Consider the following 23,107-nt stretch of genomic DNA (forward strand, 5'->3'; position numbering starts at 1 on the left):
CTCCGTGTCGGGCTTTTTCTTACAGCGACAGATCCACCACGATACGCCCTTCAATCTTGCCGGCGTGCATGCGCGCGAAAATATCGTTGATGTTGGTTAGCGGTTCCACCGCAACGGTGGCTTTCACTTTATGACGACCGGCGAAATCCAACGCCTCCTGCAGATCTTTACGCGTCCCGACGATGGAGCCGCGCACCGTGATGCCATCCAGCACCATATTGAAGATCGACAAATCAAATTTTCCCGGCGGCAAACCGTTCAGCACCATGGTACCGCCACGACGCAGCGTGCCAATCGCCTGCTCGAAGGCTTTCGGTGAAACCGCCGTCACCAGCACGCCATGCGCGCCACCGAAGCTCTCCTGAAACACTTTGGTCGGATCGACATTTTTCGCATTAGCCACCACGCTGGCACCTAAGCGTTTAGCAAATTCCAGCTTTTCATCATCAATATCTACAGCCGCCACGTTCAATCCCATCGCTACCGCATATTGCACCGCCATATGACCCAGGCCGCCGATGCCCGAAATCACCACCCAATCGCCGGGTTTGGTGTCGGTCATCTTCAGCCCTTTGTAGACGGTGACGCCCGCACAGAGAATCGGTGCGATTTCATTGTAATCAACGTTATCTGGAATGATGCCGACATAGTTAGCATCAGCGAGGCAATACTCGGCGAAACTGCCGTTTACCGAGTAGCCGGCGTTTTGCTGCGACAAACACAGCGTTTCCCAGCTATCAAGGCAATGCTCGCAGTGACCGCAGGCCGAATAGAGCCACGGCACGCCCACGCGATCGCCCAGTTTCAAATGTTTAACGCCTGCGCCCAGCGCCACAACCTGGCCGACACCTTCATGACCCGGAATAAACGGCGGATTCGGCTTGATCGGCCAGTCGCCTTCCGCGGCGTGTAAATCGGTGTGACACACGCCGGTGGCGGCGATCTTCACCAAAATCTGCCCCGGTCCCACCTGCGGCACCGGTACCTGCTCAATCACTAACGGTTCACCAAAAGACTTCACCACGGCGGCTTTCATGGTGGTTTTGATTTGCATATTCATCTTTCACTCTCCATTTGATCGGATGCGGACTCAGAACAGGCCTAACGGCGCGGTGCCATAGCTGACCAGCAGATTTTTGGTTTGTTGATAAGCGCTCAGCGCCATTTTGTGCGTCTCACGGCCAACACCCGATTGCTTATAGCCGCCGAATGCCGCATGAGCGGGATAGATGTGATAGCAGTTGGTCCAGACGCGCCCCGCTTTAATGCCGCGTCCCATGCGATACGCCAGATTGGTATCACGCGTCCACACGCCAGCCCCAAGACCAAACTGCGTTTCGTTGGCAATCGCCAGCGCTTCAGCCTCATCCTTAAAGGTGGTAACGCCAATCACCGGCCCAAAAATCTCCTCCTGGAAACAGCGCATCTGGTTAGTTCCTTTGATTAAGGTTGGCTGAATGTAGAATCCATCATTCAGCTCAGCGGCCACGCTCGCGCGTTCGCCACCGGTCAGAATTTGCCCGCCTTCGTCACGTGCGATGTTGATATATGACAGGATTTTGTCGAATTGCTGGCGCGAGGCCTGCGCGCCGATCATGGTGTCAGTATCAAGCGGATCGCCACGGCGGATATTTGCCACCTTCGCCATTACGCGATCCATAAAGGCTTGATAGATCGATTCATGGATCAGCGCGCGCGAAGGACAGGTACAAACTTCCCCCTGATTGAAGAAGCCGAGTACTAAGCCTTCTACCGCTTTCTCTATAAACTCGTCCTCACCATCCATCACATCAGCGAAGTAGATGTTCGGCGACTTGCCACCCAGCTCCACGGTGCAGGGAATGATATTTTCAGCGGCACAGGCCATGATGTGACGCCCAACCGGGGTTGAACCGGTGAAGGCGATTTTGGCGATGCGCTTGCTGGTCGCCAGCGCTTCCCCCGCTTCACGGCCAAATCCCTGCACCACATTCAGCACGCCCGCCGGGAACAGATCGCCAATCACTTCCATCAGCAGCGTAATCCCCAGCGGCGTCTGCTCGGCAGGTTTCAACACCACGCAGTTACCTGCCGCTAATGCCGGCGCCAGTTTCCACGCTGCCATCAACAGCGGGAAGTTCCATGGGATGATTTGCCCTACCACACCGAGCGGTTCATGGAAGTGATAGGCCACGGTAGTTTCATCGATCTCCGCGGTGCTGCCCTCTTGCGCGCGCAGACAACCGGCGAAGTAGCGGAAGTGATCCACCGCCAGCGGTAGATCGGCATTCAATGTTTCACGGATCGGCTTACCGTTATCCCAACTCTCCGCCACCGCCAGTTTCTCAAGATTCGCCTCAATGCGATCCGCTACCTGCAGCAGGATATTGGCACGCTGCTGCACACTGGTTTTCCCCCAGGCGTCAGCGGCCTGATGAGCAGCGTCCAGTGCTAAATCGATATCCCGCGCGTCTGAACGTGGGAATTGCGCAATATCGCTGCCATTTACCGGTGAAGTATTGGTGAAGTATTGGCCGCTGAGCGGCTCGACGAATTTGCCCGCAATGTAGTTGCCGTAGGTCGCCTGATATGAAACTAAAGCGCCGGGCGTGCCGGGATGTGCATAACGCATCGCAAACTCCTTAATGTAGGGTCAGATAATCTGAACGGACAGCGGCAACGTTGTATGACTTCATTGAATAACACGCTGCTGGATAAGCAATTGCAGCGCGCGTGCCAGTTTTACCAACCCAACAAAAAATGCATAAATAACCAAATAAATCAGAAAATTAACAAATCACATTTCCATTTTCTGCGCGAGCAGATGGAGAAAAAATCGTCATCTGTGTTGCGTATCGCAACAGTACGGAAACCAAGCCGCTACAATGCCGCAACACTTTCGCTTGGGTACGAGGTCATCAATGCAGGGAAATTCATCCGCGTCTGCCGTTACCGCCAATCCGCTGTTAAGCGACTCCTGGTTTCGTAGCCAGCTGTATGGCCTCGATCGCACCGCCGACGATTTTCCTCGCGTTCGCCAGGGTGAGCTGGCAGACCTGCTCGCCAGCAATGCCGGACTGCAGCAGTTCGCCCAGCCGGTGATTAACCAGCTGGCGCAAAAACTGGCTGAGAAGCAATCGGTGGTCATTCTCTCGGATGCCACCGGTTTGGTACTCAATACCTTTGGCGATATGCCCTCGATGGAAAAAGCTCAGCGTTATGCGCTAGCACCCGGCAATTTGTGGAGTGAATGCGGGCGTGGCACCAATGCGATTGGCACCGCGCTGGCGATTGATGATGGCTGCGAAATTGCCGGCCATCAGCACTTCCTGACGCTTAATCAAGGGCTGTACTGCGCGGCGATGCCGTTGCAAATGCCGAACGGTCAGATTGCTGGCGTGCTGGACATCTCCGGTCCGGCGCACTTCCCACATCCGCAAACCTTTAGCTGGGTCAAAGCCGCAGCGAAACAGATTGAGTATTTGTGGGTGAAGCAGAGCCTGCATCCGCAGCAGTGGTTGATGAGTCTGCACCTTCAGCCACAAGGCATCGATACCAGCGATGAGCTGCTGCTGGTATTTTCAGATAACGTGTTGACCGCCGCGAATCGTCTGGCGATGCGCGAGCTGGCATTGAGTAGCGATCAACTCGGCAGCGTGACTTTCCAGCAGCTGTTTCCGCAGCAGCAGCAACACGCCAATACCCTTCCCGTGCCGCTCGATTACGCCACCCAGCGCTACTATTTCCGCCTGCGCGCGCCACAGCGCAGCCATTTCGCCGCACCGAGCGAACCTACCCGCGATCTGCCCTTCTCGCTGCATCGCGATGGCGAAAAGATGGTGCGACTGCTCAACGCCGGGGTGTCACTCTGCATTCACGGCGAAACCGGCAGCGGCAAAGAGTTTGTAAGTCGTGCACTGCATCAGCAGAGCCGCTGGCGTGAAGGCAAGTTTGTGGCGATTAACTGCGCGGCAATCCCGGAAGCGCTGATTGAATCCGAGCTGTTTGGCTACCAGCCCGGCGCCTTTACCGGCGCCAACAAGACTGGCTATATCGGCAAAATACGCGAAGCGGACGGCGGCGTGCTGTTCCTTGATGAGATCGGCGATATGCCGCTGGCGCTGCAAACTCGCTTGCTACGGGTGTTGCAGGAGAAAGAAGTGGCGCCGCTCGGTTCCAGTCGCAGCTGGCCGGTAAATTTTGCCGTTATCTGCGCCACGCACCGGGATTTGGCACAGCGCGTGGCAGAAGGTGAATTCCGCGAAGATTTACTTTATCGCCTGCAGGAATTTTCTATGACCATTCCGCCGCTGCGCGACTGGCCGGATATCGAAGGGTTTATCTGCCGTTTATGGCGCGAGCTGGGCGGCGCAGAACGTGACATTCAGCTGTCGCCTGCGCTGCTGACCGCGCTGGCACAGCTGCCGTGGCCCGGTAATGTGCGGCAATTACGCAGCCTGTTACGCGTGCTGCTGGCGCTGGCGGATGAAGGTGAGGAAGTGACCGAAGTGCATTTACCTGCCGAATATCGCCGCGCAGCACTACCCATGCAGGAAGATCGGCAGAGTCATGATGAACGCTTAATTAGCGAAACGCTGCAGCGCTTCAATGGCAATATCAGTAAAACGGCGCAGGCATTGGGCGTCGCGCGCAGCACGCTTTATCGTCGTGCAGCGCGCGACAAACGCGATTAGTCGCGGAAGTTTTTGAACTGGAAAGGCTGGCCGAGGTTACCACCGCGCACCAGCGCCATCGCACCCTGTAGATCGTCGCGTGACTTACCGGTTACGCGCAGTTCTTCGCCCTGAATCTGCGTCTGTACTTTCAGCTTGCTGTCTTTGATCAGTTTCACCAGCTTTTTGGCGATATCGCTTTCGATACCCTTTTTCAGCTTGGCTTCAACCGACCAGCTTTTACCGCTGTGCACAATCTCTTCCGGCACTTCAATTGCCGCGCCTTCAATGCCACGCTTCAGCAGCTTTTCGCGCAGAATATCCACCAGTTGTTTTACCTGGAAATCAGATTCGCTGCTGATTTTGATGGTCTCACTCTTTTCGTTGAGCTCAATGGTTGCACTCACGTTACGGAAATCGAAACGGGTTGAGATCTCGCGGCTCGCATTCTCCACGGCATTTCGCACTTCCGACAATTCGACTTCGGAAACGATATCGAAAGATGGCATCTTTTCTTCTCCTGATACTAAAGTGACATGCATAATACGCGTCTTGTGGCGCTAATAAAACACGATACGCGGAAAGCTATACTTACCCATATCGTGAAAACAGGAACCCGCCCACGGGAGGCAAAATGAAAATTACCGTGTTGGGATGTGGCGCCTTAGGTCAAATTTGGCTCGCCGCGCTCGCCCGTCAGGGACATGAGGTACAGGGTTGGCTGCGTGTGCCACAGCCTTACTGCTCAGCGAATGTCATCGATCCCCAAGGCAAGGTGAGCAATCACAGATTTATTGCTAACGATCCGCTGTTCCTCGCCGAAAGCCAGCTGTTACTGGTGACGCTAAAAGCGCCACAGGTTTCGCCTGCGGTGAAAAACCTGCAAAGCGTGCTGCCTGCGCATGCCCCCATTTTGCTACTGCACAATGGTATGGGCACGCTGGATGAGCTAAAAGATGTGCGTCAGCCGCTGCTGCGCGGTATCACCACCCACGCCGCGATGCGTGATGGCACGGTGATCAAACATGTCGCCCAGGGTATGACACATATCGGTCCGGCTAATCGCGAGAGCGCGGCCCTGAGCGATATCGCTGATATTCTGCATCAGGCGCTGCCGGATGTGGCCTGGCATGACAACATCGCCGCCGCCAGCTGGCGCAAGCTGGCGATCAACTGCGTGATCAATCCGCTAACCGTCGAGCACGACTGCCAGAACGGCGCGTTGCGAACCTGGCCAGAGCAAATCGCCACTTTGTGTGAAGAGATCGCCTGGGTGATGGAGCGCGAAGGCCAGCATATGGCGGTGGATAATCTGCGCGGCATTATTTACGACGTGATTGATAGCACCGCCGCCAACACCTCATCGATGCTGCAGGATGTGCGGGCGCAGCGTCTGACCGAAATTGATTACATCACTGGCTACCTGTTGCGCCGCGCCCGCGCGCAGGGTATTTCGCTGCCGGAGAACACCCGTTTGTACGATCTGATTAAACGTAAGGAGTCCCACTATGAGCGCGAACGCATCGGTTCTGGTTTGCCTGGCACATGGCAGTGAGGAGACCGAAGCGGTCACCACTATCGATTTGCTGGTGCGCGGCGGAATAAGTGTCACCACTGCCAGCGTCGAGAGTGACGGCACGCGCGAGATCGTCTGTTCGCGCGGCGTGCGCCTGCTGGCGGACGCGCCGTTAGTAGAGGTCGCCGACAATGATTACGACGCGATTGTGCTGCCTGGCGGTTTAAAAGGCGCAGAAACCTTCCGCGACAGCCCGCTACTGGTCGAGACCGTGCGCCAGTTCCATGTTTCAGGCAAGATTGTGGCGGCAATCTGTGCCGCGCCGGGCACCGTTTTGGTCCCGCACGATCTGTTCCCGGTGGGCAATATGACCGGTTTTCCCGGCTTGCGTGACACCATTCCAGACAGCAAATGGATGGAGCGTCGCGTGGTATGGGACCCGCGCGTAAATCTGCTGACCAGTCAGGGACCGGGCACTGCGATGGACTTTGCTTTGAAGCTGATTGATTTGCTGGTGGATAAAGAGAAGGCGCGCGAAGTCGCTGCGCAGCTGGTGCTGGCGGCGGGGATTTATAACTATCAGGAGTTTGAAGAGCGTTAATTTACTGGGGTCGCCATCAAGACGCCCCAACAAAAACGGTAAGGTGCGCATTCATGCGCACCTGGAGCTTAAGGACGATAAACCTTCACATTTTTGAAGCCCTGCTCATGCAGATACAGCGCCTGCAAGCGACTCATCACACCGCGATCGCAATACAGCAGCCAGGTTTTACTCTGGTCCAGATCGCCGAATTGGGTGCTGAGTTTGTAGAACGCTAGAGGTTTGACCTCAACGCCTTCAAGTGCCAACGGCTTCGCGTCCTGCTCATCCGCCGAACGAATATCCAGCACCACATCGTTGCTGGTGAAGGAGTCGACGGTTTCCACTTCCACCACTTCTTCTTCGGTCTGTTCAGCGATTTCACGGATATCGACGTTGCTGGCTTCCTGCACGACACGATTCAGAATCTCGAAATCGAAATTCAGCTCTTCCGCTTCGATCTTCGCTTTCACCGCCTTCACGGTCGGGCTTTTCGAAATCACACCGCAATATTCCGGCATGGTGCGGGCAAAATCTTCGGTGCCGATCTTACGCGCCACATCGATGATGTGCTCTTTATCGTGTGAAATCAGCGGACGCAAAATCAGCGTATCAGAGGCATTATCGATCAAACGCAGGTTGGTCAGCGTCTGGCTGGACACCTGACCGAGCGCTTCGCCGGTGACCAGCGCTTGCACGCCGTAACGTTCTGCCACCATTGACGCCGCACGCACCATCATGCGCTTCAGCACCACGCCCATCTGGCCGTCGTCAACCTTCTCCAGAATCTCACCGACTACCGGCTCGAAGTTGATCGCCACAAAACGTACGCGATGCGAACGACCAAAACGCTGCCAGAGATAATGCGCGACCTGACGTACACCAATCTCATGTGCCGCACCGCCAAGGTTAAAGAAGCAGTAATGCACGCGGCAACCGCGACGCATCAGCATGTAGCTGGAAACTCCGGAGTCGAAACCTCCGGAAATCAGCGACAGTACATCTTCCTGCGTCCCTATCGGGAAACCGCCCAGACCTTCATAACGTGCGGTGATCAGTAACAGGCGATCGTCTTCGATCTCCAGGTTCACCGTTTCATCCGGACGATTAAGCTGCACCCGCGCGCTGGCGATGTGCTGATTAAGACCGCCGCCAACGTAGCGCTCAACATCCTGCGAGCTGAAGCTGTGCGTTCCGCGGCGCTTCACGCGCACACAGAAGCTTTTGCCTTCCAGACGCTCGCGATTAAGCACCAGCGTCTGCTCGAAGATATCGTGCATGTCGGTATAGGCGCGATCTTCCACCGCCAGCACGTGGTGAATGCCGGGAATACGCGTCAGTTCGGTGACGATGGTTTCACGCAGCAACTCATTTTTGGAACGCACTTCAACGTGATCCCAATGGCGCACGACCTTGATGTCTTCATCGACGGTACGCAGGATATTACGAATGCTGCTGGTAAGAATTTTGATAAAGCGCAGACGCACCGACTGACTTTTGATGGTGATTTCTGGGAACAGCTTGATGATAAACTTCATGGCGACAGGGGTTCGTTTGGGCAAATAAGTGCTAAAAGCATCGGCACTTAGCTGTTAAAATCATATAATTGCGGGTTGATTCAGGAGCCCCCGCATCCGAGGCGCAAAAGTATATCACCTTTGAGGGGTGACTGCTTCTGCTACCGCAGTCACATTCATTATTTTGCTAATTAATCCTCGTCGGCTACCATGACCGATTGCAACATAATGTCCTAACCTGTGAGTCGACACTGATTATGCCGAAAAAAGCCGAAGCGCCAGCCAGTTTTGAAAGCGCATTACAGCAGCTGGAACAGATTGTTAGCCGTCTGGAAAGTGGTGAGTTGCCGCTGGAACAGGCGCTAAACGAATTTGAACGCGGTGTACAATTGGCACGTACCGGTCAGCAAACCCTGCAACAGGCAGAGCAACGGGTGCAAATCCTGCTCAGCGATGAGAAAGATGCCGCCCTCGCCCCTTTTACGCCGGATAATGAGTAATGGATTTCGCTAAACTGCTGAGCGCGTACCATCAACGCGTCAATCAGGCGTTGACGCGCTTAATAGATCCACTTCCTTTTCAGAGTTCTCCTCTGGTGAATGCCATGGAGTATGGGGCATTATTAGGCGGTAAACGTCTGCGTCCCTTTCTGGTGTACGCCACAGGCGAAATGCTGAAGGCCGACGCGGCCAGCCTGGATGTGCCGGCTGCCGCCGTTGAATGCATCCATGCTTATTCCCTGATTCATGACGATCTGCCGGCGATGGATGACGATGCGTTACGCCGCGGGCAGCCAACCTGCCATATTAAATATGGCGAAGACACGGCGATTCTCGCCGGCGATGCTTTGCAAACTCTGGCCTTTTCGATTCTGGCCGATCAGCCGATGCCTGGCGTCAGCGCCGAAGCGCGCATTGCGATGATTTCCGAACTGGCGCAGGCCAGCGGCGTAGCGGGCATGTGCGGCGGACAGGCGTTGGATTTAGCGGCTGAAGGCAAACGTATCGACCTGGCGCAGCTGGAACAGATTCACCGTCATAAAACCGGCGCGTTAATTCGTGCAGCGGTGCGTCTTGGCGCATTAGCCGCCGGAGAACGTGGCCGTGCCGCCTTGCCGGTACTGGATACCTACGCCAACGCCATCGGACTGGCGTTTCAGGTGCAGGACGACATCCTTGATGTGGTCGGCGATACTGCGGTGTTAGGGAAAACGCAGGGCTCGGATCAGGCGTTAGGAAAAAGCACCTATCCTGCCTTGATGGGGCTGGAAAATGCTCGCAGCAAAGCCTGGGATCTCTATCAAGAGGCGCTTGGCGCGCTCGATATTCTGGCTGCACAGTCTTACAACACAATCGCCTTACAAGCGCTGGCAAGCTTCATAATTGAACGCGATAAATAACTTTCATAATGAGTCTCTGATGAGTTTTGATATTGCAAAATACCCGACACTGGCGTTAGCAAACACGGTTCAGGAATTACGTTTATTACCGAAAGAAAAACTTCCGGAACTGTGTGACGAGCTGCGTCAGTATCTGCTGGATAGCGTAAGCCGTTCATCCGGCCACTTTGCTTCGGGTCTGGGCGTCGTCGAGCTAACAGTGGCGCTGCATTATGTTTATAACACCCCGTTTGATCATCTGGTGTGGGACGTTGGCCATCAGGCTTATCCACACAAGATTCTGACCGGACGCCGCGATCGCATCGGCACTATCCGGCAGAAAAATGGCCTGCATCCGTTCCCGTGGCGCGGTGAGAGTGAATACGACGTGCTGAGCGTCGGCCACTCGTCCACTTCGATCAGCGCGGGCCTCGGCATGGCGGTTGCCGCCGATCGTGAAGGTAAAGGCCGTCGCACCGCCTGTATTATCGGTGATGGCGCCATTACCGCAGGCATGGCGTTTGAAGCGATGAACCACGCCGGTGATATCAAGCCGGATATGCTGGTGATCCTCAACGATAACGAAATGTCGATCTCCGAAAACGTCGGCGCGCTCAACAATCGCCTGGCACAGATTCTCTCCGGAAAAACCTATTCACGCCTGCGCGAAGGCGGCAAGCGCGTGCTGGGCGGTTTACCGCCGATTAAAGAGCTGGTAAAACGCACCGAAGAGCACCTGAAAGGCATGGTGGTGCCGGGCACGCTGTTTGAGGAGCTGGGCTTTAACTACATTGGCCCGGTCGATGGTCACGACGTGCTGACGCTGGTAAGCACACTGAAGAACATGCGCGATCTGAAAGGTCCGCAGTTCCTGCACATCATGACCAAAAAGGGCAAAGGTTATGCCCCGGCGGAAGAAGATCCCATCACCTGGCATGCGGTACCGAAATTCGATCCCGCCAGCTTAGCGCTGCCGAAAAGCGTGCCGGGACTGCCAAGCTACTCAAAAATCTTCGGCAACTGGCTGAGCGAAATGGCCGCCGACGATCCGCGCCTGATGGCGGTGACGCCAGCGATGCGCGAAGGTTCCGGCATGGTGAGTTATTCGCGTGATTACCCGCAGCAATATTTTGATGTGGCGATTGCCGAGCAGCATGCCGTCACTTTCGCAGCCGGTATGGCGATCGGCGGCTATAAGCCGATTGTGGCAATCTATTCGACCTTCCTGCAGCGCGCCTACGATCAGCTGATCCATGACGTTGCCATTCAGAAACTGCCGGTGCTGTTTGCTATCGATCGCGGCGGCATTGTCGGCGCCGATGGTCAAACCCACCAGGGCGCGTTTGATATCGCGTTTTTGCGCTGTGTGCCAGAGATGGTGATCATGACGCCAAGCGACGAAAACGAATGCCGTCTGATGCTTTACACCGGTTATCACTATCAGGATGGCCCAAGCGCGGTGCGTTATCCGCGTGGTACCGGCACCGGTGCGGTGCTGGAACCGCTGGCCAGTTTGCCGCTGGGTAAAGGTATCGTGAAGCGTCGCGGTGAAAAGCTGGCAATCCTCAACTTCGGCACCTTGTTGCCAGAAGCGGCGGCGGCCGCTGAAGCGCTGAATGCGACGCTGGTGGATATGCGCTTTGTGAAGCCGCTCGACGAAGCACTGATTACCGAGCTGGCGGCCAGTCACGATTCGCTGATCACGCTGGAAGAAGGCGCGATCAAAGGCGGTGCCGGTAGCGGCGTCAACGAGTATGTGATGGCAAAACGCCTGCGCGTGCCGGTGCTTAACCTCGGCCTGCCGGATGAGTTCATCCCGCAAGGCACGCAGGAAGAGGTGCGCCAGGATTACCAGCTGGATGCCGCCGGTATTCAGCAGCAAATCGCTGACTGGCTCGCCCAGTAAACTGCCCGACTCGCTCACCGCCCGGTGAGCGAGCCTGCTGCTATGCTTAGGGAACGATTTCCCTCAAGCATAAGAGCAGGAGCCCAAATGAAAACTATTCCCTTAGGCCAAACCGACTTACAGGTTTCGCGTCTCTGTTTAGGCTGCATGACCTACGGCGATCCCACGCGCGGTAATCACGCATGGACGTTGCCGGAAGAGAGCAGCCGACCGCTGATCAAACAAGCGCTGGAGGCCGGCATTAACTTCTTCGATACCGCCAACAGCTATTCCGACGGCAGCAGCGAAGAGATCGTGGGCCGCGCGCTGAAAGATTTTGCCCGCCGCGATCAGGTTGTGGTCGCCACCAAGGTCTATTTCCCGCTCAGCAATCTGTCACAAGGCCTATCACGCAAGAATATCCTGCAGTCTATCGATGACAGCCTGACGCGTCTTGGCATGGAATATGTCGATCTGCTGCAGATTCACCGCTGGGATTACGATACGCCAATTGAAGAGACGCTGGAGGCGCTGCATGAGGTGGTGAAATCCGGTAAGGCGCGCCACATCGGCGCATCGTCGATGCACGCATCGCAGTTTGCTCAGGCGCTGGACCTGCAAAAGCAAAACAACTGGGCGCGGTTTGTTAGCATGCAGGATCAGTACAATCTGATTCAGCGCGAAGAAGAGAACGAAATGCATCCACTGTGCCAGCGTGAAGGCATTGCCGTGCTGCCGTGGAGTCCGCTGGCGCGCGGTAAGTTAACGCGTCCATGGGGCGAAACCACCGCGCGTTCGGTCTCGGATAACGTGATGGAGAAGCTCTATACCGGTACCGAAGAGAACGATGCGGCGATTGCCGAGCGTCTGGCTAATGTTGCGGCGGATAAAGGCGTGACGCGTGCCCAGGTGGCGCTGGCGTGGCTGTTACACAAGCCGGCGGTTACAGCGCCGATCATTGGCGCCTCGCGTGAGCAGCAGTTTGCTGAGCTGGTGAAGGCGGTCGATGTGGAGTTGAGTTCGACAGATATTGCAGAGCTGGAGACGGTGTATCAACCGCATCCGGTGGTAGGATTTGAGTAGTTTTTGAAACAGGTCGCCATAAATGGCGACCCTACGCTGATTTTGTCGGGTGGCCATTCATGGTCACCACTTTCACTTGCTGCCGAAGTGATCAAACCCTTTCAGATTTACGCTACGCGGCTTGCCGTTCTCCAGCAGTGTCAGCCCTTCCGATTCCGGAGCAATCTGGCCAATGCAGGTATAAGGCACGCCAAAATTGCCGAGCGCCACGTCCAGCGCGCCACGGTTAACTTCCGGCACGGTAAAGCACAGCTCGTAATCTTCGCCACCGCTTAGCGCCCATTGCAGCACCAGCTCAGGTTCGAAGTGATCGCGCAGCGCCGGTGAAAGCGGTAACGCGTCGAGATTGAGGCGTGCACCGACGCGGCTGGCAGTGAGCACATGGCCAAGATCGGAAATCAGACCATCTGAAATATCAATTGCCGAGGTTGCCAAACCACGCAACGCCTGGCCTTGCAGTACGCGCGGCATCGGACGCAAATGGCGTTTAATCAATGCTTCGTGCACCGCCGGATCATTCAGACGGTGTCGATGCTGCAGCAGCGACAAACCGGCGGCGCTGTCACCCAGCGTACCGGTGACAAAAATCCAGTCGCCTGGCTTAGCACCCGAACGTTTCAGCGCCCTTCCCACCGGCACCAATCCGTGAATGCCGAGCGTCATGCTTAGCGGTCCACGCGTGGTATCGCCGCCAATCAACTGCATATCGTAGTAATCCAGCAGCTCAAACAGGCTATCGCTGAAAGCCGCTACCCAATCTTCATCGATCTCGGGCAGCGTCAATGCCAGCGTCAGCCAGGCAGGATCGGCGCCCATCGCGGCTAAATCACTGAGATTAACGGCAACCGCTTTGTAACCCAAATCGGCAGGATGGATATCACGCAAGAAGTGGACGCCCGCAACCAGCGTATCGGTGCTGATGGCGAGGGTTTGTTTTTCTGGCACGTTGAGCAACGCGCAGTCGTCACCAATTCCTTTCTCCACATCGCGGCGGGAGCTGGTGACGCGGTTAAAGTAACGTGCGATCAGTTCGAATTCACCACAAGACATAAGTCAGGTCTCAATGAGAAAAAGGCCGGTAAACCGGCCTTTAATACTATTTTTTATTGGGTCGAATTTGCGGGGCAGCTTTGTCGAGGACACCGTTGACGAATTTGTGGCTGTCTTCAGCACCAAACACTTTTGCCAACTCAATGCCTTCGTTGATGGCCACTTTATACGGCACATCCGAACGCTTGCTCAGCTCATACAGCGAAATACGCAGGATGGCTTTTTCCACCTGGCCCAGCTCTTCGAGCTGACGCGACAGGTAAGGCTTCATCAGACCGTCCAGGTACGCGCTGTTAGTCGCCACACCGGCCAGCAATTCGCGGAAATAGCTAATATCGACGTCTTTGACGTCTTGTTCCGCCAGAAACTGGTATTCCACATCGGCAATGTCGTTCTTAGACAGCTGCCAGGAGTAAAGCGCCTGAACAGCGCACTCACGGGCGCGACGACGAGCAGCAGGTTTCACAAAATTCCCCTTACAAAAATCAGGCTTTGATGGCTTTCAATACGTTGATCATTTCGAGTGCAGTCAGGGCCGCTTCGGCACCTTTATTACCTGCTTTGGTGCCGGCGCGTTCAATCGCCTGCTCGATATTTTCAGTGGTCAACACGCCGAAGGTCACCGGGATTTCGCTGGTCATGGCGACGTGCGCAATGCCCGAGCTGGCTTCACCGGCCACATATTCGAAGTGTGCGGTGCCGCCACGGATGACAGTGCCCAACGCGACAATGGCGTCGTGCTTACCGGCTTTCGCCAGTGCGCGTGCTGCCAGCGGCAGTTCGTATGCACCTGGAACCCAGACAACGGTGATGTTATCTGCTTTCACCTGGCCGATGCGCTTCAAAGCGTCAATCGCGCCGTCCAGCAGGCTGTCATTAATGAAGTTGTTAAAACGCGCAATTACGATGGCAATGTTTGCATCAGGCGTGGCAACAGGAGCTTCGATAACTTTCATACATATCCTTTGGGTTGTTTTATGGCCCCGCAGAAGGGGGCGGATTCTATCATACTCTTTGGCGACGCGCTCAGGCTTTTCCGCGCGTTTTCAACGCGGAGTCAGCGTCAGGCGCAGGTCTTCGCCAACCAGGCGGACGTCGCTAAAATTCAGGGCGGGCGCATCTGCCAGTTGTTCTAATCCCGGCAGCGCGCACAGGCCGCGCGCGGTGTTTCCCAGCAGCTTCGGCGCCATGTAGACGATCAGCTCATCCACCAGCCCGGCTTGCAGCAGTGCGCCCGCTAAACTGGCGCCCGCTTCCACCCAAACGCTGTTGATCTGTCGCTGGCCGAGCAACATCATCATCGCCACCAGGTCGAGCTGTTCACCACGCTGCGGTACCGCAATTTGTGTGACGCTGGCGGGCCACGCTTGCTGATCGGGTTCACTGCGCATCAACCAGGTTTCGCCTGGCTGGCCGATCAAACTATGCTGCGGCGTGACGCGCTGTTGGCTATCAATCACTACGCGTACCGGCTGACGCAACTGGGCTTCATCAAGTTGCGCACGCACATCGGCGCTCAGTTCCCCCCAGCGCACCGTCAGCGACGGATTATCCGCTAATACGGTGGCACTGGTGCTAAGGATAGCTGAACTCTGGGCGCGCAGACGTTGCACATCGCGCCTTGCGGCTGCCGAGGTGATCCACTGACTTTCGCCGTTCGCCATCGCGGTACGTCCATCAAGTGATGCGCCGAGTTTCAGCTGGATCCACGGGAATCCGGTACGCATGCGTTTTAGAAAACCGCGATTCAACGCCTCCGCTTCGCTCATCATCAGGCCGTGACTCACCTCGATACCCGCCTGCTGTAAACGATACAGACCACGTCCCGCCACCTGCGGATTGGGATCCTGCATCGCGGCAACCACGCGCGTCACGCCGGCAGCAATCAGCGCATCGCAACACGGCGGTGTGCGTCCATGATGACTGCAGGGTTCGAGCGTGACATAGGCGGTTGCGCCTCTGGCGCGTTCACCCGCCATACGCAGCGCGTGCACTTCAGCATGCGGTTCGCCCGCGCGCTGATGCCAGCCTTCGCCGACAATCTCGCCCTCGCGCACAATCACACAGCCAACGTTGGGGTTCGGTGTAGTGGTAAAGCGTCCGCGGCGCGCCAGTTCCAGCGCGCGCGCCATGTAGCGTTCGTCAGTCATGGATTAGTCCTGTAAGCGGGCGATCTCTTCACCAAAATCGCGAATATCTTCAAAGCTGCGATAAACCGAAGCAAAGCGAATGTAGGCCACTTTATCGAGCTTTTTCAGCTCATCCATCACCAGATTACCGATTAGCGCGCTCGGCACTTCACGCTCGCCGGTGGCACGCAGCTGGGTTTTTATGTGATTTACCGCACTTTCCACCGCATCAGCGCTCACTGGGCGTTTTTCGAGAGCCTTGATCATGCCGCTGCTGAGCTTATCTTCATTGAAGGGTTCGCGCACATCGTTGCTTTTCACCACGCGCGGCATCACCAGTTCGGCCACTTCAAAGGTGGTAAAACGCTCATGACAGTCCAAACACTGACGACGGCGACGCACCGACGATCCTTCACTAACCAGACGAGAATCAATCACTTTGGTGTCCACAGCGGAGCAGAATGGGCAATGCATGAGGCTTCCTGATGCGAGATAAATAGGCCACACAGTGTAGCGCGATCACGACACAAAATGTATGTGTGTGGCACATAATGTGTGAATCGCACTTTGTGACGTTAAGCCAAATGCAAGACATCCCCTACATGCCCGCACGCAAAAAACCACTACGCTTAGAGAGCCGTCAGCAAGGCGGCACACCATAATTATCTGGAGGATGTATGGGTCTGTTCGATTTCGTGAAAGAAGCTGGAGAAAAACTGTGGGATGCCGTGAGTGGCGGCGACGATGCCAGTAAGAAATTGCAGGATCACATCAACAAGCTCGGCTTGCCTGACAGCGATAAGGTGAAGGTGGATGTTAAAGGCGATACCGTTACGGTTACCGGCGACGGCATTTCTCAGGAGCTGAAGGAGAAAATCCTGGTGGCTGCGGGTAACGTCGCGGGGATCACCAAAGTGGATGACAAGGTCACCACCAGCGATTCCGCCACGCCCGCGAAGTTCTACACCGTAAAAAAAGGCGATACCCTGAGTGCGGTATCGAAAGAGGTCTACGGAAATCCCAATCAATACAACAAGATTTTCGAGGCGAACAAGCCAATGCTGACGCATCCTGATAAGATTTACCCTGGCCAGGTTTTACGTATTCCCGAATAAAGAAAGGACATTGCATGACGATCAGGACGTTTTGGGCACCAGCAGCACTCTCTTTGCTGGTTCTCAGTGGTTGCAGTTCAACGCCGGTTTCACCGCAGGTCAAAGAGTTGCACCAGGAAGTGAGTCAGCTTAATCAGCAGATGCGTAAGCTGACGAATCAGGCAACGGCGCTGGAAATTCAGGGACAGCTGAACAGCCAGTCCACCCAAGGCGCGTGGTTGTTGCCACAAGCCAATACGCCGGTGGAGCTTCAGACGCAGCTGGGTAAAGTGCGTTTGTCGCTCTCGCAGGTGGCGGGTGAAGCGGGCGGCAGTCGCGCCAATCTGAATATCCGTTCCACCGATGATCAGCCGATTCCGGCGCTGAGTGCCACCGTAGTCTGGGGCGAGATGGATCCGTCCAGCGGCAAACCGCTTAATGCGGGAAGCCTGAGCCAGACCATCGAGGTGCCTGCCAGCTTAATGCCACGCAGTACGGTGACCGTGCCGCTGCGACTGAGCGGCTTAGCGCCAGAACAGCTCGGCTACGTGCGCGTGCACGATGTTGAGAGTCCCGCTACCCACAAAACCACGCCCTGATCGACAGGCATAAAAAAACGGGCTGCCATTGGCAGCCCGTTTACTTTCTAACGAAGCATTACGGCAGAATCGAAGGCTGATCTGCGCCCTCTTTTTCCACTTTCTGCACCAGCATATGTTCACGCTTCATGCCGAGTTTCAGCGCCAGCGCTGAAGAGACATAAATTGATGAAATGGTACCGATGGTGACACCGATCAGCATGGTCAGTGAGAAGCCTTTCAGCAACGCACCACCAAACACGAACAGAATCATGATCATCGCCAGCGTAGTGATGGAGGTGATCAACGTACGGCTCAGCGTTTGAGTCAGCGACACGTTAGTGATGTCGTAAGAGGAACCGCGGCGAATCTTGCGGAAGTTCTCACGAATACGGTCGGATACTACGATCTTATCGTTAAGCGAGTAACCAATTACCGACATCAGTGAAGCGACAATGGTCAGATCGATTTCGACATGTGCCAGCGACAGAATGCCGCAGGTGATAATCACATCGTGCGCCAGCGCCAGTACGGTACCGAGCGCCAGACGCCACTCAAAGCGGAAGCCGATGTAGATCAGAATCGCAATCAGCGCCGACAGCAGTGCCATCGCACCCGCCTGCGCCAGATCGCTTCCCACGCTTGGGCCAACGAACTCAATACGCTTCACGGTGGCGTTCTGCTGGGTGGTCTGGCTGATGGATGCCACAACTTTGTTGCCCAGCTCCGTGCCTGCATTGCCGGTGGCCGGTGGCATACGCACCATTACATCGCGGCTGCTACCAAAGTTCTGCACCAGCGGCTCTTCAAAGCCCGCCTTCACTAAACCTTCGCGCAGCGCATCGAGATCCGCCGGTTTTTCCAGGTTAATCTCAATCACCGTTCCGCCGGTAAAGTCGAGGCCCCAGTTGAAGCCTCGCACACCGATAATGGCGATAGATGCCACAATCAGCAGACCGGAGATGATGAAAGCCAGCCGATCCCAGCGCATAAAGTCGACGACTTTACGCCCGTGGTTTAGCTGCTCAATACTATATTCCTGTGCCACAACGCACTCCTCAGATAGACAGCTTGTTGATGCGTTTGCCGCCGTACACCAGGTTAACGATGGCACGGGTGCCGACGATAGCGGTAAACATTGAGGTTGCGATACCGATAGCCGTAGTAATCGCAAAGCCTTTGATTGAACCGGTACCGACCGCATAAAGAATGATTACTTTAATCAGCGTGGTGACGTTGGCGTCGACGATACTGGAGAAGGCGCCTTTATAGCCTTCATGAATCGCCTGCTGTACCGAGCGTCCGTTACGCAACTCTTCTTTAATACGTTCGTTAATCAACACGTTAGCATCGACCGCAACCGCCAGCGTCAACACAATACCGGCAATACCCGGCATGGTGAGCGTCGCGCCTGGCAGCAGTGACATGATGCCGACAATCAGCACCAGGTTACACAGCAGTGCGCTGGTAGCGATAAGACCAAACTTCTTGTAGAACACCACCATAAAGATGATCGACGCAATCAAACCCCACAGGCAGGCTTCGAGGCCTTGTGTGATGTTCTGCTGACCCATGGTTGGGCCGATGGTGCGCTCTTCAACAATCTGGATTGGCGCAATCAACGCACCCGCGCGCAGCAGCAGCGACAGCTGACGTGCTTCGTTTGGATTGTTGATGCCGGTGATACGGAAGCTGTTACCGAGGCGCGACTGAATGTTCGCCACGTTAATCACTTCTTCCTGTTTCACCAGAATCGAACGGCCGTTGGCATCTTTCTTACCGCTGTCTTTGTACTCCACAAACAGGGTCGCCATCGGCTTACCGATGTTGTCCTTGGTGAAGTTCGACATCATGTTGCCACCAGCACCATCCAGTGAAATGTTCACCTGCGGCTGGTTGTACTCATCCATGCTGGAGGTGGAATCGGTGATGTGGTCACCGGTCAGAATCACACGCTTGTACAGCACCACGGGCTGCCCTTCGCGCGTTTTCTTCACTTCCGAATCGCCCGGAACACGGCCGCTGGCCGCAGCGGTTGGATCCACGCTGGTGTTAACCAGACGGAACTCCAGCGTTGCGGTTGCGCCCAAAATCTCTTTGGCGCGCGCGGTGTCCTGAATACCCGGCAGCTCTACCACGATGCGGTCAGAACCCTGACGCTGCACCAACGGTTCGGCCACGCCAAGCTGGTTCACACGGTTACGCAGAATGGTGATGTTTTGCTGCACCGCATATTCACGCGCTTCGCTCAGGCGTGCATCGCTCATGACCGCACGCAGCGCATCGCTGCCCTGGCTTGAGATCACCAGATCGCGATGGCGAGTAGACAAGTAGCTGATTGCCGCGTCACGGCTGGCGCCGTCACGGAAACGCACTTCTACGCCATAGTTCGCGATTTTATTAACGGTGGTATACGGAATGCTTTTGTCGCGCAGGTCGCTGCGCAGGCTGTCGGCATTCTGCTCTTGCAGTTTGCCCAGCGCGGTATCCATGTCGACTTCCATCAGGAAGTGAACGCCGCCGCGCAGATCAAGACCGAGTTTCATCGGTTCCGCGGCCAGCATGCTCAACCAGCGTGGCGTTGCCGGCGCAAGGTTAAGTGCCACAACGTAATCTTCGCCCAGTGCCGTCGTGATGGCATCACGGGCGCGCAGCTGCACATCCTGCGTCGCAAAGCGGGCCAGGATGGCACCATTTTCCAGAGCGAGGGATTTGCTCTCGATATTGTCTTGTTTTAATACGGTCTGGATCTGATCCAACGTTTGCTCACTGGCGGCGCCACCGCGCGCACCAGTGATCTGAACGGCCGGATCCTCACCATAAAGGTTAGGAAGCGCATAGAGCAGGCCGACGAGAATCACGACGACCAGCATGATGTACTTCCACAAAGGATAACGGTTTAACACGGCAGTTCCCTTCGGGAAGAAAAAATTACAGCGCCTTCAAAGTACCTTTCGGCAGAACGGCGGCCACGAAATCACGTTTAACAACTACTTCAGTGGTGTCGTTCAGGGCAATAGAAACATAGCCAGTTTCTGACACTTTGGTCACACGTCCAACTAAGCCACCGCTGGTCAGCACTTCATCACCTTTAGAGATGGAATCCATCAGCTTCTTGTGATCTTTGGTACGCTTCTGCTGCGGACGCAGAATCATGAAGTAGAAGATCAGACCAAATACCACCAGCATGATCACCAGAGAATACGGACTTCCCTGAGACGGTGCGCCTGCTGCGGCTACGGCGTCAGAAATGAAAAAGCTCATTAAATTTCCCTCATTGATGAATTATCAGACGTTCAGCGGAGGAACCGCCTTCCCCGTCCGTTGGTAGAACTCGCTAACAAAGTGCTCTAATTTACCCTCTTCAATGGCATTGCGTAAACCTGCCATCAAACGCTGGTAATAGCGCAGATTGTGAATTGTATTCAGGCGTGCGCCCAGTATTTCGTTACAGCGATCAAGATGATGCAAGTAGGCGCGGCTATAATTGCGACAGGTGTAACAATCACACTCAGCATCCAGCGTTGCGGTGTCATCTTTATACCGGGCATTACGGATTTTCACCACGCCATCGGTAACAAACAGATGACCGTTACGCGCATTGCGCGTAGGCATAACGCAGTCAAACATATCGATACCGCGGCGAACGCCTTCCACCAGATCTTCTGGCTTGCCGACGCCCATCAAATAACGCGGTTTGTCTTGCGGAATTTGCGGACAGACGTGCTCCAGGATTCGGTGCATGTCCTCTTTAGGTTCACCCACCGCCAGGCCGCCCACAGCGTACCCATCAAAGCCAATCTCTACCAGACCTTTAACGGAGACATCTCGTAAATCTTCGTAAACACCGCCCTGAATAATACCGAACAGCGCATTTTTATTACCCAGCTCATCAAAACGATCGCGGCTGCGTTTTGCCCAGCGCAGAGACATCTCCATTGAACGCTTGGCGTAATCCCAATCGGCGGGATAGGGCGTACATTCGTCGAAAATCATCACCACGTCAGAGCCGAGATCGAACTGAATCTCCATCGATTTTTCCGGATCGAGGAAGATCGGATCGCCGTTGATTGGGTTACGGAAATGCACGCCCGCTTCGGTGATCTTGCGGATGTCGCCAAGGCTGAACACCTGGAAGCCGCCGGAATCGGTTAGGATCGGTCCCTGCCAGTTCATGAAATCATGCAGATCGCCGTGCAGCTTCATGATCTCCTGACCCGGGCGCAGCCACAGGTGGAAGGTGTTGCCGAGCAGGATCTGCGCACCGGTCTCTTTCACTTCTTCCGGCGTCATGCCTTTAACGGTGCCGTAGGTGCCTACCGGCATAAACGCCGGGGTTTCCACTACGCCACGATCAAAGACCAGACGCCCACGGCGCGCGCGCCCGTCGGTAGTATCTAATTCAAATTTCACATTAACCTCATCAGAAAGACAGTCTGACTTTTTTATGCACCGACGCTTTCGTCAGGCGCTTGTGGATTACGGGTGATGTACATCGCATCCCCGTAGCTAAAGAAACGGTACTGCTCTGCCACCGCGCTGCGATAAGCCGCCATGGTGTGCTGATAACCGGCAAAAGCCGAGACCAGCATAATCAGGGTCGATTCTGGCAGGTGGAAATTGGTGATCAGCGCATCGATCACCTGATAGTGATAGCCGGGATAGATGAAAATCTGTGTGTCATCGAAGAATGGCGCAATCAGCGCGTCCTGGCTGGCCTTTGCGGCGCTCTCCAGCGAACGCACTGAAGTGGTGCCGACGGCGACCACTTTGTTGCCGCGCGCTTTACACGCCAGCACGGCATCCACCACATCCTGCGGCACTTCGGCGTATTCAGCATGCATGATGTGATCTTCGATGGTTTCCACGCGCACCGGCTGGAAGGTGCCAGCACCGACGTGCAGCGTGACAAACGCCATCTCAACGCCTTTGGCTTTTAGCGCCTCCAGCAGCGGTTCGTCAAAGTGCAGACCGGCGGTTGGCGCAGCCACCGCGCCAGGACGCACGCCATACACGGTTTGGTACAGCTCACGATCGGCATCTTCATCCGGACGATCGATATATGGCGGCAGCGGCATGTGGCCGACGCTGTTAAGGATATCCAGCACCGCGCGATCGTCTGCGAAGGCAATTTCAAACAGCGTGTCATGACGCGCCACCATGGTGGCTTTAACGCTTTCGTCATCGCCCAGCAGCAGCTCTGCGCCCGGCTTTGGCGCTTTAGAGGCGCGCACGTGCGCCAGCACGCGTTTATCGTCCAGCATGCGCTCAACCAGCATCTCAATTTTCCCGCCGCTGGCTTTACGGCCAAAAACGCGCGCAGGAATGACACGGGTGTTGTTGAACACCAGCAGATCGCCCGGATTGAGCTTATCCATCACGTCAGTAAATACGCCGTGGCTTAATGCGCCGCTTGGACCATCCAGCGACAGCAAGCGACAACCGCTTCGCTGCGCCTGCGGATAGTGGGCGATTAAGGATTCTGGCAACTCAAAGGTAAAATCGGCTACGCGCATGCTTCACTTCTTCAGGACTTAAAAACAGGCGGCATAGTCTAGCGGAAAAGCGGCAAATTCTGAACAACTGGCTGCGCTTCTGTGATGCTGCTTATACACAAAATAATTCGAGCTATGCCAGGCGGCACA

The 23,107-nt window shown here is 55.5% G+C and carries 23 protein-coding genes; 9 read left to right on the top strand and 14 right to left on the bottom strand.

Going from position 1 to position 23,107, the window contains the following annotated elements; all coding sequences use genetic code 11:
* Positions 1–19: 19 nt before the first annotated feature.
* Both adhP and exaC read right to left on the bottom strand, forming a co-directional pair.
* Positions 20–1,060 (bottom strand): alcohol dehydrogenase AdhP, encoded by a 1,041-nt coding sequence (adhP, locus tag WFL93_RS04520; RefSeq protein ID WP_007886989.1) that lies wholly within the window; start codon positions 1,058–1,060, stop codon positions 20–22.
* Between the two features lie 30 nt (positions 1,061–1,090).
* Complete coding sequence (exaC, locus tag WFL93_RS04525) at positions 1,091–2,611, bottom strand: acetaldehyde dehydrogenase ExaC (protein ID WP_336777342.1); 1,521 nt, start codon at positions 2,609–2,611, stop codon at positions 1,091–1,093.
* A 289-nt stretch (positions 2,612–2,900) separates the two neighbouring features.
* Between exaC and WFL93_RS04530 the strand changes: the two genes are divergently transcribed.
* Positions 2,901–4,673: a sigma-54-dependent Fis family transcriptional regulator gene (locus WFL93_RS04530; RefSeq protein WP_336777343.1), complete on the top strand. Its 1,773-nt coding sequence runs from the start codon at positions 2,901–2,903 to the stop codon at positions 4,671–4,673.
* On the opposite strand, the gene WFL93_RS04535 is transcribed toward WFL93_RS04530, so the two are convergent.
* Complete coding sequence (locus WFL93_RS04535) at positions 4,670–5,161, bottom strand: YajQ family cyclic di-GMP-binding protein (RefSeq protein ID WP_007886994.1); 492 nt, start codon at positions 5,159–5,161, stop codon at positions 4,670–4,672. The two genes, WFL93_RS04530 and WFL93_RS04535, sit on opposite strands and share 4 nt — an antisense overlap.
* Before the next feature lie 125 nt (positions 5,162–5,286).
* Between WFL93_RS04535 and panE the strand changes: the two genes are divergently transcribed.
* Together panE and yajL are read left to right on the top strand one after the other, a co-directional pair.
* Positions 5,287–6,207 carry a 2-dehydropantoate 2-reductase gene (gene panE / locus WFL93_RS04540; RefSeq protein ID WP_336777344.1) on the top strand — a complete coding sequence of 307 codons (921 nt, stop codon included), beginning with the start codon at positions 5,287–5,289 and terminating at the stop codon, positions 6,205–6,207.
* Positions 6,161–6,769, top strand: a complete 609-nt coding sequence (yajL, locus tag WFL93_RS04545) for a protein deglycase YajL (protein ID WP_180823170.1) — start codon at positions 6,161–6,163, stop codon at positions 6,767–6,769. The genes panE and yajL overlap by 47 nt, the downstream gene beginning before the upstream one ends.
* A gap of 68 nt (positions 6,770–6,837) precedes the next feature.
* Here yajL and thiI read toward each other — a convergent pair whose 3' ends face one another.
* Positions 6,838–8,286 (bottom strand): tRNA uracil 4-sulfurtransferase ThiI, encoded by a 1,449-nt coding sequence (gene thiI / locus WFL93_RS04550; protein ID WP_336777345.1) that lies wholly within the window; start codon positions 8,284–8,286, stop codon positions 6,838–6,840.
* Between the two features lie 236 nt (positions 8,287–8,522).
* On the opposite strand from thiI, the gene xseB reads away from it, so the two are divergent.
* The 4 genes from xseB (at position 8,523) to WFL93_RS04570 (ending at position 12,611) form a co-directional block, all read left to right on the top strand.
* Positions 8,523–8,765: an exodeoxyribonuclease VII small subunit gene (xseB, locus tag WFL93_RS04555; protein ID WP_007887001.1), complete on the top strand. Its 243-nt coding sequence runs from the start codon at positions 8,523–8,525 to the stop codon at positions 8,763–8,765.
* The gene (ispA, locus tag WFL93_RS04560; RefSeq protein ID WP_007887002.1) at positions 8,765–9,664 is read left to right on the top strand and encodes a (2E,6E)-farnesyl diphosphate synthase; all 900 of its coding nucleotides are present in this window, start codon (positions 8,765–8,767) and stop codon (positions 9,662–9,664) included. Before xseB ends, ispA begins: the two co-directional genes overlap by 1 nt.
* A gap of 19 nt (positions 9,665–9,683) precedes the next feature.
* Positions 9,684–11,549 carry a 1-deoxy-D-xylulose-5-phosphate synthase gene (gene dxs / locus WFL93_RS04565; protein ID WP_049850809.1) on the top strand — a complete coding sequence of 622 codons (1,866 nt, stop codon included), beginning with the start codon at positions 9,684–9,686 and terminating at the stop codon, positions 11,547–11,549.
* A gap of 87 nt (positions 11,550–11,636) precedes the next feature.
* Complete coding sequence (locus tag WFL93_RS04570; protein WP_007887004.1) at positions 11,637–12,611, top strand: aldo/keto reductase; 975 nt, start codon at positions 11,637–11,639, stop codon at positions 12,609–12,611.
* Positions 12,612–12,683: 72 nt separating this feature from the next.
* On the opposite strand, the gene thiL is transcribed toward WFL93_RS04570, so the two are convergent.
* From thiL to nrdR, 5 genes are all read right to left on the bottom strand, one after another.
* Positions 12,684–13,661 (bottom strand): thiamine-phosphate kinase, encoded by a 978-nt coding sequence (gene thiL / locus WFL93_RS04575; RefSeq protein ID WP_049850807.1) that lies wholly within the window; start codon positions 13,659–13,661, stop codon positions 12,684–12,686.
* Between the two features lie 46 nt (positions 13,662–13,707).
* Positions 13,708–14,127, bottom strand: coding sequence for a transcription antitermination factor NusB (gene nusB / locus WFL93_RS04580; RefSeq protein ID WP_007887007.1), 420 nt, complete (start codon positions 14,125–14,127; stop codon positions 13,708–13,710).
* Between the two features lie 19 nt (positions 14,128–14,146).
* Positions 14,147–14,617: a 6,7-dimethyl-8-ribityllumazine synthase gene (gene ribH / locus WFL93_RS04585; RefSeq protein ID WP_007887008.1), complete on the bottom strand. Its 471-nt coding sequence runs from the start codon at positions 14,615–14,617 to the stop codon at positions 14,147–14,149.
* Between the two features lie 90 nt (positions 14,618–14,707).
* Positions 14,708–15,811 (bottom strand): bifunctional diaminohydroxyphosphoribosylaminopyrimidine deaminase/5-amino-6-(5-phosphoribosylamino)uracil reductase RibD, encoded by a 1,104-nt coding sequence (gene ribD / locus WFL93_RS04590; protein WP_007887009.1) that lies wholly within the window; start codon positions 15,809–15,811, stop codon positions 14,708–14,710.
* A gap of 3 nt (positions 15,812–15,814) precedes the next feature.
* Complete coding sequence (nrdR, locus tag WFL93_RS04595) at positions 15,815–16,264, bottom strand: transcriptional regulator NrdR (protein WP_007887015.1); 450 nt, start codon at positions 16,262–16,264, stop codon at positions 15,815–15,817.
* A gap of 203 nt (positions 16,265–16,467) precedes the next feature.
* Here nrdR and lysM point away from each other — a divergent pair, with 203 nt between their 5' ends.
* The gene (gene lysM / locus WFL93_RS04600) at positions 16,468–16,905 is read left to right on the top strand and encodes a peptidoglycan-binding protein LysM (RefSeq protein WP_007887016.1); all 438 of its coding nucleotides are present in this window, start codon (positions 16,468–16,470) and stop codon (positions 16,903–16,905) included.
* Positions 16,906–16,919: 14 nt separating this feature from the next.
* Entirely contained in the window at positions 16,920–17,483 is a 564-nt protein-coding gene (locus WFL93_RS04605) for a DUF3251 domain-containing protein (protein WP_336777346.1), read from the top strand.
* Between the two features lie 58 nt (positions 17,484–17,541).
* On the opposite strand, the gene secF is transcribed toward WFL93_RS04605, so the two are convergent.
* The 5 genes from secF to queA are packed head-to-tail and all read right to left on the bottom strand — an operon-like array spanning position 17,542 to position 22,978.
* Positions 17,542–18,510, bottom strand: a complete 969-nt coding sequence (gene secF, locus WFL93_RS04610) for a protein translocase subunit SecF (protein WP_007887019.1) — start codon at positions 18,508–18,510, stop codon at positions 17,542–17,544.
* A 10-nt stretch (positions 18,511–18,520) separates the two neighbouring features.
* A complete protein-coding gene (gene secD / locus WFL93_RS04615; protein ID WP_180823165.1) occupies positions 18,521–20,368 on the bottom strand; it encodes a protein translocase subunit SecD in 1,848 nt (615 codons plus the stop codon).
* Between the two features lie 25 nt (positions 20,369–20,393).
* A complete protein-coding gene (yajC, locus tag WFL93_RS04620) occupies positions 20,394–20,726 on the bottom strand; it encodes a preprotein translocase subunit YajC (protein WP_007887021.1) in 333 nt (110 codons plus the stop codon).
* Between the two features lie 24 nt (positions 20,727–20,750).
* Positions 20,751–21,875: a tRNA guanosine(34) transglycosylase Tgt gene (tgt, locus tag WFL93_RS04625; RefSeq protein ID WP_007887022.1), complete on the bottom strand. Its 1,125-nt coding sequence runs from the start codon at positions 21,873–21,875 to the stop codon at positions 20,751–20,753.
* Positions 21,876–21,907: 32 nt separating this feature from the next.
* The gene (gene queA, locus WFL93_RS04630) at positions 21,908–22,978 is read right to left on the bottom strand and encodes a tRNA preQ1(34) S-adenosylmethionine ribosyltransferase-isomerase QueA (protein ID WP_049850805.1); all 1,071 of its coding nucleotides are present in this window, start codon (positions 22,976–22,978) and stop codon (positions 21,908–21,910) included.
* Positions 22,979–23,107 lie beyond the last annotated feature (129 nt).

Source organism: Pantoea sp. USHLN256, assembly GCF_037149875.1.
Lineage (GTDB): Bacteria > Pseudomonadota > Gammaproteobacteria > Enterobacterales > Enterobacteriaceae > Pantoea > Pantoea nemavictus.

What these genes read in the sequence shown, in the direction of transcription:
- adhP (WP_007886989.1), bottom strand. Translation starts at nt 1,060, where the DNA reads ATGAATATGCAAATCAAAACCACCATGAAAGCCGCCGTGGTGAAGTCT.
- exaC (WP_336777342.1), bottom strand. Translation starts at nt 2,611, where the DNA reads ATGCGTTATGCACATCCCGGCACGCCCGGCGCTTTAGTTTCATATCAG.
- WFL93_RS04530 (WP_336777343.1), top strand. Translation starts at nt 2,901, where the DNA reads ATGCAGGGAAATTCATCCGCGTCTGCCGTTACCGCCAATCCGCTGTTA.
- WFL93_RS04535 (WP_007886994.1), bottom strand. Translation starts at nt 5,161, where the DNA reads ATGCCATCTTTCGATATCGTTTCCGAAGTCGAATTGTCGGAAGTGCGA.
- panE (WP_336777344.1), top strand. Translation starts at nt 5,287, where the DNA reads ATGAAAATTACCGTGTTGGGATGTGGCGCCTTAGGTCAAATTTGGCTC.
- yajL (WP_180823170.1), top strand. Translation starts at nt 6,161, where the DNA reads ATGAGCGCGAACGCATCGGTTCTGGTTTGCCTGGCACATGGCAGTGAG.
- thiI (WP_336777345.1), bottom strand. Translation starts at nt 8,286, where the DNA reads ATGAAGTTTATCATCAAGCTGTTCCCAGAAATCACCATCAAAAGTCAG.
- xseB (WP_007887001.1), top strand. Translation starts at nt 8,523, where the DNA reads ATGCCGAAAAAAGCCGAAGCGCCAGCCAGTTTTGAAAGCGCATTACAG.
- ispA (WP_007887002.1), top strand. Translation starts at nt 8,765, where the DNA reads ATGGATTTCGCTAAACTGCTGAGCGCGTACCATCAACGCGTCAATCAG.
- dxs (WP_049850809.1), top strand. Translation starts at nt 9,684, where the DNA reads ATGAGTTTTGATATTGCAAAATACCCGACACTGGCGTTAGCAAACACG.
- WFL93_RS04570 (WP_007887004.1), top strand. Translation starts at nt 11,637, where the DNA reads ATGAAAACTATTCCCTTAGGCCAAACCGACTTACAGGTTTCGCGTCTC.
- thiL (WP_049850807.1), bottom strand. Translation starts at nt 13,661, where the DNA reads ATGTCTTGTGGTGAATTCGAACTGATCGCACGTTACTTTAACCGCGTC.
- ribH (WP_007887008.1), bottom strand. Translation starts at nt 14,617, where the DNA reads ATGAAAGTTATCGAAGCTCCTGTTGCCACGCCTGATGCAAACATTGCC.
- ribD (WP_007887009.1), bottom strand. Translation starts at nt 15,811, where the DNA reads ATGACTGACGAACGCTACATGGCGCGCGCGCTGGAACTGGCGCGCCGC.
- nrdR (WP_007887015.1), bottom strand. Translation starts at nt 16,264, where the DNA reads ATGCATTGCCCATTCTGCTCCGCTGTGGACACCAAAGTGATTGATTCT.
- lysM (WP_007887016.1), top strand. Translation starts at nt 16,468, where the DNA reads ATGGGTCTGTTCGATTTCGTGAAAGAAGCTGGAGAAAAACTGTGGGAT.
- WFL93_RS04605 (WP_336777346.1), top strand. Translation starts at nt 16,920, where the DNA reads ATGACGATCAGGACGTTTTGGGCACCAGCAGCACTCTCTTTGCTGGTT.
- yajC (WP_007887021.1), bottom strand. Translation starts at nt 20,726, where the DNA reads ATGAGCTTTTTCATTTCTGACGCCGTAGCCGCAGCAGGCGCACCGTCT.
- queA (WP_049850805.1), bottom strand. Translation starts at nt 22,978, where the DNA reads ATGCGCGTAGCCGATTTTACCTTTGAGTTGCCAGAATCCTTAATCGCC.